General features: G+C 64.0%; 2 protein-coding genes. Both read right to left on the bottom strand.

Translation table 11 applies throughout. The features are described 5' to 3' along the window. Window positions 1-174: 174 nt before the first annotated feature. Window positions 175-465 (bottom strand): hypothetical protein, encoded by a 291-nt coding sequence (locus tag HNR00_RS25300; protein ID WP_183574317.1) that lies wholly within the window; start codon window positions 463-465, stop codon window positions 175-177. A gap of 30 nt (window positions 466-495) precedes the next feature. After that, a complete protein-coding gene (locus tag HNR00_RS25305) occupies window positions 496-951 on the bottom strand; it encodes a hypothetical protein (RefSeq protein WP_183574319.1) in 456 nt (151 codons plus the stop codon). Window positions 952-1,098 lie beyond the last annotated feature (147 nt).

Below are 1,098 nucleotides of genomic sequence, written 5' to 3' on the forward strand. Positions count from 1 at the left end.
GCCACGTGAGATCAGACGATCCAGATCAGCTCGCTCCTCAGCCGTGAGCGTCACACGGTAGCGCTTGTGCATCGCTGCCTCCTGCCCTCAACCGACAGAAGACTCGCGCCAATAAGCCCCATCGCAAGCGGGACAGAGCACTAGTCGAGCGCGCCCTGCCTTGCGACCCGCGACCTAGACGCTGACACCCACGCTGCTGAGCCGCGCCTTTGCGGCCTCGACCAGGGCCACGGGTAAGAGGCCCGTGTTCTTGGCAACCATCCACTCCAGGGTCGCATCTGGCCGCCCCGCCGCGATGCATAGCTTCAGCCCCGAGTCTTCGTTACGGGTGAGCATGTGCCCGACGAGGCCCATGACGCCGCGGTACTCGACACCCTTAAGGATGTGCCCTGACCGCATCGGATCACCGTCGTGGTGCCACCACAGCACACGCTGCTCGTAGAGCTGGTGGAAGGCGGCGAACACCTTGATCAGGGCGTCCGACGACGGCGCCTTTCATGAGGCGGCAGCGACCTCGTCGGCCGCGGCGATCTTCTCGATGTAGCCGGAGAGCGGCGGGTTCGGATCGCCGCTGAAGCCCGGGGCAATCGACAAGCGCCCGGGCTTGGGCGACGCCTCGAACACGAGAACCCCCCGATTGACGAGGCAGTCCTTGGTCGTGCGGGTGCGCCGATTGATCTGGACCCATGAGAAACGCGGCGTGCGCTCCTTTACTTCGTTGAGTGTTAGCGATCCATGCGCGCGAACGAGCCCGACGATCTCCTCGTCGATGGTGAGGAACTCGTTGGCGGCAGGAGGGGGAATGGGCAGTTCGCCCCCGGAAGCTTCAATCTCGACGCCCGCCTCGGGCTTAGGGGCCTGAAGCATGTCGAGCGCTTGTTCAATCAGATCGATGGTGCTGAGAAGCTGCGACTTGGCGGCCTGAAGGGTGTGTACGGTCTCCGCGACCATGGGGGGTTCCTTGATTGGCTGGAGCGCACAATCAACTTACACCTACCTGCCGTTGATCTGCCCCCACGAGGTGGTCCAAGTTCGAAGTTAGTGCAGGGTCGGCCTTTGCTCCACGGGTAGCTTGGCCGGCGGAGCCGGTCGGGTGAG

It is taken from the genome of Methylorubrum rhodinum, from assembly GCF_014199935.1.
Lineage (GTDB): Bacteria > Pseudomonadota > Alphaproteobacteria > Rhizobiales > Beijerinckiaceae > Methylobacterium > Methylobacterium rhodinum.